The organism is Sulfurimonas sp. (genome assembly GCF_026991475.1).
Lineage (GTDB): Bacteria > Campylobacterota > Campylobacteria > Campylobacterales > Sulfurimonadaceae > Sulfurimonas.
The window spans coordinates 39,503-47,978 of record NZ_JALXBK010000082.1 but is presented as its reverse complement, the minus strand read 5'-3'; the positions used below and the strand labels follow the sequence as shown (position 1 = coordinate 47,978).

Annotated in this window: 10 protein-coding genes; 6 read left to right on the top strand and 4 right to left on the bottom strand. The window is 35.2% G+C overall.

The features are described 5' to 3' along the window. The first annotated feature begins 505 nt into the window (after positions 1–505). On the top strand, positions 506–1,729 hold the full coding sequence (locus MV589_RS07100; protein ID WP_297433373.1) for an OmpP1/FadL family transporter: 1,224 nt from the start codon (positions 506–508) through the stop codon (positions 1,727–1,729). 231 nt (positions 1,730–1,960) lie between these two features. Here the strand turns inward: MV589_RS07100 and purM are convergent, their stop codons facing one another. Next, a complete protein-coding gene (purM, locus tag MV589_RS07095; RefSeq protein ID WP_297433371.1) occupies positions 1,961–2,959 on the bottom strand; it encodes a phosphoribosylformylglycinamidine cyclo-ligase in 999 nt (332 codons plus the stop codon). A 3-nt stretch (positions 2,960–2,962) separates the two neighbouring features. Then, positions 2,963–3,157, bottom strand: coding sequence for a YgaP family membrane protein (locus MV589_RS07090; protein ID WP_297433369.1), 195 nt, complete (start codon positions 3,155–3,157; stop codon positions 2,963–2,965). A 94-nt stretch (positions 3,158–3,251) separates the two neighbouring features. On the opposite strand from MV589_RS07090, the gene MV589_RS07085 reads away from it, so the two are divergent. The 3 genes from MV589_RS07085 to dapF are packed head-to-tail and all read left to right on the top strand — an operon-like array spanning position 3,252 to position 5,163. Beyond that, positions 3,252–3,800, top strand: coding sequence for a spermine/spermidine synthase domain-containing protein (locus tag MV589_RS07085; RefSeq protein WP_297433368.1), 549 nt, complete (start codon positions 3,252–3,254; stop codon positions 3,798–3,800). Next, positions 3,800–4,393 (top strand): dephospho-CoA kinase, encoded by a 594-nt coding sequence (gene coaE, locus MV589_RS07080; protein ID WP_297433366.1) that lies wholly within the window; start codon positions 3,800–3,802, stop codon positions 4,391–4,393. The genes MV589_RS07085 and coaE overlap by 1 nt, the downstream gene beginning before the upstream one ends. Continuing rightward, the gene (gene dapF, locus MV589_RS07075; protein ID WP_297433364.1) at positions 4,390–5,163 is read left to right on the top strand and encodes a diaminopimelate epimerase; all 774 of its coding nucleotides are present in this window, start codon (positions 4,390–4,392) and stop codon (positions 5,161–5,163) included. Before coaE ends, dapF begins: the two co-directional genes overlap by 4 nt. A gap of 10 nt (positions 5,164–5,173) precedes the next feature. Here the strand turns inward: dapF and prfA are convergent, their stop codons facing one another. Both prfA and rpsT read right to left on the bottom strand, forming a co-directional pair. Then, positions 5,174–6,241 (bottom strand): peptide chain release factor 1, encoded by a 1,068-nt coding sequence (prfA, locus tag MV589_RS07070; protein ID WP_297433362.1) that lies wholly within the window; start codon positions 6,239–6,241, stop codon positions 5,174–5,176. A 12-nt stretch (positions 6,242–6,253) separates the two neighbouring features. Further along, complete coding sequence (rpsT, locus tag MV589_RS07065) at positions 6,254–6,514, bottom strand: 30S ribosomal protein S20 (RefSeq protein WP_297433360.1); 261 nt, start codon at positions 6,512–6,514, stop codon at positions 6,254–6,256. Positions 6,515–6,646: 132 nt separating this feature from the next. Between rpsT and glmM the strand changes: the two genes are divergently transcribed. Together glmM and lspA are read left to right on the top strand one after the other, a co-directional pair. Further along, positions 6,647–7,990, top strand: coding sequence for a phosphoglucosamine mutase (glmM, locus tag MV589_RS07060; protein WP_297433358.1), 1,344 nt, complete (start codon positions 6,647–6,649; stop codon positions 7,988–7,990). Further along, on the top strand, positions 7,983–8,438 hold the full coding sequence (gene lspA / locus MV589_RS07055) for a signal peptidase II (protein ID WP_297433356.1): 456 nt from the start codon (positions 7,983–7,985) through the stop codon (positions 8,436–8,438). Before glmM ends, lspA begins: the two co-directional genes overlap by 8 nt. Positions 8,439–8,476: the final 38 nt, after the last annotated feature.

Genomic DNA, 8,476 nt, shown 5'->3' with positions numbered 1-8,476 from the left:
AACCCAGAAGCTAAGCCTCTCATCGCTGATAATACTGCACCTTTCAGGTGTGGAAATGTAGGTCGCTGCCTAGTTAATCGTTTATTTACTTTTACTTCACTCTTTATTCTCTAATTACTTATTTATTAATTCATTTGTTTCTTATTATTCTTCTTGCTTTACTGCCTTGTTTTTTATTTTGTGACAATTTTATGATAACTATGTTACAAATCTTCCCATTATTATTTTTTTATCACATTCTATTAAATTCTTTCAATTATCTCTTTATCGTTTAAAATATATTAGTTTTCTTTATATATATGCCTATTATTGCTCTTTAATTATATAAACAGATAATTAATAGTTGTTTATGTAATATAAGTTCCTTTTTACATTATAATTATAAGAAATATTAATATTTATCTCCTTGTTGTTAAGATTTTATTAATTTTTTATCACATATAATATAAGTAATCGAAATAGCTTATGCTATCTCAAAATTTTGATATTACTCTGAGGAGAGAAAATGAAAAAAACGATTAAATTAGCAGTAGTAGCTGCTTTAGCTTTAGGTACAACTTCTGCGTTTGCAACAAATGGTGCAGCTTTAATAGGTATGGGTGCTGAAGCTCGTGGTATGGCTGGAACTGGTATTGGTATGGCGCATGGAGCTGAATCGGCATTAGTGAATCCTGCATTGATTACATCTGTAAAAAATACAGAGATCTCATTTGGTGGTACATTTTTTATGCCAGATGTTAGTTATGCTTCACAGGGCGGAACAACTGCAGATAGTGATGCTGATTTGAGTGTTATTCCTGAGGTATCTTTAGCTACTAAAATTAATGATAATTTTTATGTTGGTATTGGTATGTGGGGTACTGGTGGTATGGGTGTTGACTATCGTGATGCTGCAGCAAGTGCCGGAACTATGAATATGGTTACTAATCTTCAACTTATGCAATTTGGTGTGCCTTTGGCATATACAACTAATGGTTTCAGTGTTGCGCTTACACCAATTTTACAGTATGGATCACTTGACATTAATTATGATATGGATGGGAACCCATCAAATGGTGTCATGGGTATGGGTGTCGCACAAGATTTAGAGTTTGGTTATAACATTGGTTTAGCATATGAAATTTCTGGTTTTACAGTTGGTGCTATCTATAAATCTCAAATAGATATGGAGTATAAAGGCTTTGCAAATCTTGTACAGCCATTTATTAATCCAGGATCACCTGCTTATACAAACAATAAACTTTCTACTCCTGCAGAAATGGGTCTAGGTGTAAGTTATGCAATGGCTGAACATACTTTTGCACTTGATTATAAACAAATTAAATGGTCTGATGCAAAAGGATATGAAGATTTTGAGTGGGATGATCAAAATGTAATCTCTTTAGGATATGAGTATAAAACAAAAGGTTGGGCAGCACGTTTAGGTTATAACTATGCATCAAGTCCAATTTCTCAAAAATCTATGGCATATAATAATAGTGCTGGATTAAATGGTGATACAATCAATATGTTTAATCTTTTAGGTTTTCCTGGTATTGTTGAATCACACTATGCTGTTGGTGGAACATATAGTCTTAATGAGCAAACATCTGTTGATTTAGCATTTACTTATGCTCCAGAAAAAACTGAGACGTATAAAGCATATAATCCAACTGCAGGACAGGAATATGAAATTACAACAAAACACTCGCAAACTGGTGTTAGTGCGCAGTTAAATTACAATTTCTAAGAACTAACAAAAGAAATTCTCCTTTCTTTCAATACCGTCTTTTGGCGGTATTTATTACTATACAACTCTTTATAAACTCTCTTCTTCAAAAATAACAATTTTATTTTTTATATCTATATGATTTAATTTTAATCTATGTGAAAGTAATTTTGAGGGGTTATGTGTTGCTAAACGCAGTTGCTGCGTTTAACGAAAGAATAGTTATGTGTGGTAAGAGGAGAAGTTCCTCTCTTATACCATTTTGGCTTCGCGTGCGCCTTCTTTTATTTCACCTATAAGGTAAGAGCCTTCTGCCGTTTTAAGTACTTTTGAAACATTTTCTTCTTCAACGACAAGTATCATACCTACACCCATGTTAAATGCTCTAAACATTTCATCGCGTTCTATATGTTCGCTCATAAGTTCAAAGATAGGTAATACTTTAATTGCATCTTTTTGTACCTCTGCCATTAAGTTTTCGGGAAGTACACGAGGAAGATTTTCTACTATTCCTCCACCTGTGATATGTGCCATTGCGACTATTTCATTTTTTAACTCTTTAAAAGTCTTTACATAGATATTTGTCGGTGTCAAAAGTGTTTCGATAAGTGGCTTACCATTGAAATCTTCTTCAAACTTCATATTCATCTTTTCAAATAAGACTTTACGCGCTAGTGAGAAACCATTTGAGTGTAGACCTGAACTTGGAAGGGCTATGAGCTTGTGTCCAGCTCGTACAAGTGATACTCTATCCATTTCAGACTTTTCAGCAACACCCACTGCAAAGCCTGCGAGGTCGTAGTCATCTTCAGAGTACATTCCTGGCATCTCTGCTGTCTCGCCGCCTATAAGTGCACATTCGCTGCGTTTACAACCCTCTGCAATGCCTGCTACGACATTAGTCGCTACATTTACATCAAGTTTACCAGTAGCGTAGTAGTCTAAAAAGAAAGAGGGTGTACCAAAATTACAAATGAGGTCATTGACACACATTGCAACAAGGTCTATTCCTACAGTATTGTGAATACCACTGTCAATTGCGAGTTTTAGTTTTGTACCAACTCCATCAGTTGCAGCAAGCATTACAGGTTCATTAAAACCTTTTGGAAGTTCAAATGCACCGGCAAATGAGCCTATACCACCTAAAACACCAGGAACTTTTGTACTTTTTACTAAAGGTTTAATATTTTCTACAAAACTGTTTCCAGCGTCTATATCTACACCAGCATCTTTATAACTAATTTGACCCATTATCTACTCCGTTTCTTGTGGTAAATCGCATTTTTTTGAAAAAATACAAAGTGGACAGAAATTTGCTATTCCAGCGATAAGAGGAAGCACACCTAAATAGAACCAGTTGATACCAGTAATTACGCCAGTTACAATTAATGCAAGCCCTACAACAATACGTACTACTCTACATACTTTTCTAATTTTATTGAAATCCATTAGATACCTTTAAACTTTTTGTAATTATATCAATACTTAAGTAAAATTAATCCTAATATGTTAAAATCGCTTCTAAATTAAAGGAATTTATACAATGAAAGAATTTATTTACAATGAGATGATGGTACACGTACCGCTTTGTACACATAAAGAGCCGAAAAATGTACTTATTATAAGCTCAAATGCAGCTGGTTTTGTCACAGAAATACAAAAGTATATGGACGATATTAGTTGTGATGTTATCTCTGCTGAAATGAATCTGTTACGAGAAGTTGAAGATAATAAGTATGATGTGGTTATTTCAGAACTTGAAAATGATGCGGCTGTTTTAGCACATATTAACCGTGTGCTTAACGAAGAAGGCCTTAGTGTTGTTAAACATCCCAATCTTGATGATGTGGATGCTAACAAAAATATTATGCAAATTCTTGGTAAATATGCAAGAATTGTTATGCCATATAATCTTGGAGATTGTACAACCGCACTTTTGGCATCAAAAGAGTATCATCCTACAGCCGACATTATTTTAAATCGTGCTGATTTAATAGATGGACTTGAGTATTATAACTCCGATGTACATCCTGCTGCGTTTGCTATGGGAAATTACATCAAAAAAGAGTACTTGGGTATTATTAAAAACTAATGGCGTACGAGTATGCTATTGCCCTTACTGGAAGTATAGCAACTGGTAAGAGTACTGTTGCTTCTCTTTTAGCTCTTAATGGTATGAGAGTCATTGATGCAGATACAATTTCACATGAGATTTTGGATGCATCTACTGAGTGGGTTAGGGAGACTTTTGGGGATGAGTATCTTCTGGGTACCAAAGTAAACCGTGCAAAACTTGGAGAGTATATTTTCTCTCATCCACAAGCAAAAGAGACTTTGGAACACTATTTGCACCCAAAAATTAAGAGTGAAATTCAAAAACGCAGTGAGAAACAAGATAGTTTTAAATTTCCTTATCTTATTGATATTCCTCTTTTTTTTGAAAATGGAAACTACGATATTAAAGAGAGTGTAGTAGTTTATACTCCAAAAGAGGTGCAACTTGAGCGTTTTATGAAACGCAACGGTTACTCTAAAGAGGAGTCACTTAAACGCATTGCCTCACAGCTTCCAATTGATGATAAAAAAGGGCGTGCTACTTGGGTAATAGATAATTCAAAGAACTTAAAACATCTGCAAAATGAAGTAGAAAATTTTGTAGAAAAAATTAAGGAGATCTACTTATGAGATTAGCAAAATATAGTGCCAATGGAAATGATTTTGTAATATTTCACTCGGATGTAAAAGAGGATAGAAGCGAACTTGCGAAAATAGTTTGTCATCGTCAGGAGGGAGTAGGGGCTGATGGACTTATCGTGTTGCTGCCAAATGAGAAAAAAGCAGATGAGTATGATTTTGAGTGGCAATTTTATAATTCAGATGGCTCTCATGCAGATATGTGTGGTAATGGAAGTCGTGCTTGTGCACACTATGCTTTTAACAACGGTATAGCCCCCGCAAAGATGAGATTTTTAACAGGTGCTGGCGTTATAGCTGCAAGAGTAGAGCAGAACACTCCAAAGAGTGCTATGGTTGAGAGTGAACTGACTCCTCCTCAAATTCTTGAGCAAGAAATTGTGTTTAATGGGCATACTTGGTGGCTTATAAATACAGGTGTCCCGCATCTTGTAAGATATAGTGAGACTATAGAGAATTTTGACATAGAAGAGGCACGCGAATTGCGTTATGTCTATAATGCCAATGTAAATGTGATGCATATTACAGAGGATGGAAATCTTCGTGTACGCACTTATGAGCGTGGTGTGGAAGATGAAACATTAGCATGTGGAACAGGAATGTCTGCTTGCTTTTATAGAGCTTTTAAAGAAGAAAAAGTACAAAATAACATTGAAGTTTATCCTACAAGTGGCGATACTCTCTACCTTGGTTACAACGGGAAAACGATTACTTTTAAAGGAAGAGTGAAAAAAACTTTTGAGACAGAGTGGGAAGTTTAAGCAGGCTGGATTATAACCCAGCTGCCTCAACAATTTTTGCTTGATGGTCTGCTATAAGTGGTTCGACTATTTCATCGAGTAAACCACCACCCATAATTTCAGCAAGACGGTAGAGCGTTAAGTTAATTCTATGATCACTTATACGGTTTTGTGGATAGTTGTAGGTACGAATACGACCACTTCTATCACCCGTTCCTACTTGTGCTGCTCTCTCCGCTGCATTTTCAGACTGTTGCTCTTGCATTTGTAAGTCATAAAGTCTTGCTTTTAAGACTTTCATTGCCTTATCTTTATTTTTATGTTGCGATTTTTGATCTTGATTTGTTACTACTAAACCTGATGGTATGTGTGTAATTCTAACAGCTGAGTCAGTTGTATTTACACATTGTCCTCCACATCCAGATGAGCGCATAACATCTATGCGTAAATCATTATCGTTAATCTCAATCTCAACATCATCTACTTCAGGCATAACGGCAACTGTAATTGCTGAAGTATGCACGCGTCCTTGAGATTCTGTCGCAGGAACACGCTGCACACGGTGTGTTCCACCTTCATATTTCAACCGACTGTAAACCTGTTCACCTTTAATGAGTGCTGTAACCTCTTTGTACCCACCAGCATCTGATGGTGAAGTAGAGATAATTTCAATCTTCCAGCCTCTCAAATCTGCATATCGTGTGTAGGCATCAAACAAATCGCCTACGAAGATAGCAGCTTCATCTCCACCCGCACCTGCACGAAGTTCAACAATGATATTTCTATCATCATTAGGATCTTTTGGAAGTAGAAGCATTTTTATCTCTTCTTCCATTATAGGTTTTTGTGGTTCAAGCTCTTTGAGCTCCTCTTTTGCCATATCGCCCATTTCAGAATCACTTAACATCTCTTTTGTATCTTCGATGTCTTGAATAAGTGTTTGGTACTCTTTTGTCTTTTCAACAATAGGTAAAAGTGAAGATTGTTCTTTTGAGAGCTCTGTCATTCTTTTAATGTCAGAAGTAATGTCAGGTGAACTTAGCAATTCGCTAAGTTCATTGTAGCGGTTGATAAACGGTGTAAGTTTATCTGCTAACATAAGTAGCTTACCTTATATTGCGTTTACAGATTTGTGTAGACGGCTTACTTTTCTAGCTGCAGTTTCTTTTTTAAGAATACCTTTGCTTACGAATTTGTGAATTTGTTGGTTAGCAACTTTAAATGCTACTTGTGCTTCTTCTTTATTTCCAGCTTCTACTGCTGTGTTTACTGCTTTTACGATGTTCTTAAGACGAGTTCTGTAAAAACGATTACGTTCTGTACGAACGATTGTTTGACGAATTCTCTTAATTGATGACTTGTGATTTGCCATTTTAGTCCTTTTTGGAATTTTAAGTGCGCAATAATAGCTTAAAGATAATTAAAATTAAGTTAAAGACAAGTTAAAAGTAAAATAATAATAGAATTATGTTAAAATATGGTAATTTAAAATTTGGATAACATAATGCAAAAATTATTTGGTACAGATGGTGTAAGAGGTGAGGCAGGTTCATTTTTAACTGCAGGTTTGGCAATGCGTGTGGCAATGGCTGCTGGTATTTACTTTAGAAAGAACTCTGTTAATAATAGAATTCTTGTAGGTAAAGATACAAGAATCAGCGGATATATGATAGAAAATGCAATTGTTGCAGGACTTACAGCAACAGGATATGATGTTATTCAAATTGGACCTATGCCGACTCCTGCTATTGCGTTTATAACAGAAAATATGCGTTGTGATGCAGGTATAATGATTAGTGCTTCTCATAACTCTTTTGAAGATAATGGAATTAAATTTTTTGATGGTGATGGTAATAAACTCTCTGAGGCAATTGAGAGAGAGATAGAAGCAATTGCAAATGATTCTGAAGCAATTCTTGAAGGACAAGTAACTGCAACAGCAATAGGTAAAGCAAAAAGAATTGATGATGTGATTGGTCGTTATATAGTACAGTTAAAAAACTCTTTTCCTCTTGATTTATCACTTCATGGCATGAGAATAGTGCTTGATACTGCAAATGGTGCTGCTTATAAAGTTGGTCCAACAGTTTTAGAGGAGCTTGGTGCAGATATTGTTGTACTCAATAATGAGCCAAATGGCTTTAATATTAATGAAAACTGTGGAGCGCTGCATCCTAAAGAGTTGGGAGAAAATGTTGTTAAATACCGTGCTGATCTTGGAATTGCACTTGATGGTGATGCCGATAGAATAGTAGTTGTTGATGAAAAAGGAGAGATAGTAGATGGTGATCATCTTCTTGGTGCTCTTGGAGTATATATGCATAAAGAGGGCAAACTTAAAGGTAAGGGCATAGTAGCAACTGTAATGAGTAATCAAGGGCTTGAAGATTATACAAAAGAGAATGGCATTACGCTTTACCGTTCTAATGTTGGTGATAAATATGTACTAGAACTGATGCGTGAAAAAGGGATTAACTTTGGTGGTGAGCAGAGTGGTCATATTATTGTAAATGATTTTGCTAAAACAGGTGATGGACTTGTGAGTGCTTTACAAATTTTAGCACTTTTAATTAGAACAAATAAAAAAGCATCAAAGGCACTGCGTCCATTTAAACTCTATCCTCAAAATTTAACAAATATAAAAGTAAAGGTAAAAAAACCTTTAGAAGAGATAGAGGGATTGGATGAAAAATTGGCTGCTATTGAAAATGACAATATGCGTCATCTTGTAAGATACTCAGGAACAGAGAATAAACTAAGATTGCTTATTGAGGGAAAAGAGGCTAAAAAAATGAATGCTTCTATGGATGATTTAATAACATTTTTTGAAAAAGCACTCAATGCCTAATAAGTCGCTGCGTTTAAGTGCTACGCTGCTCTTTTCATTAGCAGGTATCTTTATTATAGATCAAAATATTAAGTCGCTTTTTGTGGATGGCTTTCGTTATTATACAAATTGTATAGATCTGATTTTAGTTTATAACAAGGGTGTGGCATTTTCAATGTTCTCTTTTTTAGCAGAGTATTTGAAATATATACAATTGGTCTTGGTTCTTGGTGTAATGGGATATGTTTTTTATCTTAAAAAGCTCTGTTATGCTATGCCTGCTGGAATTTTGCTTGGGGCTGCGTTTTCAAACATTTATGACCGCTTTATTCATGGCGGTGTGGTTGATATGGTTTACTGGCATTGTGGATTTAATTTTGCTGTTTTTAACTTTGCTGATGTGATGATAGATGTGGCAGTTGCATGGATACTTTTGCTTAACTTTAGACCTAAGTTTTGTAAAAGCTAGATAAAAGCACTTTTTTGGTATTATTGCCCAAAATAATA

Bases quoted from the DNA above. Each gene is read 5' to 3' on its own strand.
- MV589_RS07100 (WP_297433373.1), top strand. From the start codon at position 506: ATGAAAAAAACGATTAAATTAGCAGTAGTAGCTGCTTTAGCTTTAGGT.
- purM (WP_297433371.1), bottom strand. From the start codon at position 2,959: ATGGGTCAAATTAGTTATAAAGATGCTGGTGTAGATATAGACGCTGGA.
- MV589_RS07090 (WP_297433369.1), bottom strand. From the start codon at position 3,157: ATGGATTTCAATAAAATTAGAAAAGTATGTAGAGTAGTACGTATTGTT.
- MV589_RS07085 (WP_297433368.1), top strand. From the start codon at position 3,252: ATGAAAGAATTTATTTACAATGAGATGATGGTACACGTACCGCTTTGT.
- coaE (WP_297433366.1), top strand. From the start codon at position 3,800: ATGGCGTACGAGTATGCTATTGCCCTTACTGGAAGTATAGCAACTGGT.
- dapF (WP_297433364.1), top strand. From the start codon at position 4,390: ATGAGATTAGCAAAATATAGTGCCAATGGAAATGATTTTGTAATATTT.
- prfA (WP_297433362.1), bottom strand. From the start codon at position 6,241: ATGTTAGCAGATAAACTTACACCGTTTATCAACCGCTACAATGAACTT.
- rpsT (WP_297433360.1), bottom strand. From the start codon at position 6,514: ATGGCAAATCACAAGTCATCAATTAAGAGAATTCGTCAAACAATCGTT.
- glmM (WP_297433358.1), top strand. From the start codon at position 6,647: ATGCAAAAATTATTTGGTACAGATGGTGTAAGAGGTGAGGCAGGTTCA.
- lspA (WP_297433356.1), top strand. From the start codon at position 7,983: ATGCCTAATAAGTCGCTGCGTTTAAGTGCTACGCTGCTCTTTTCATTA.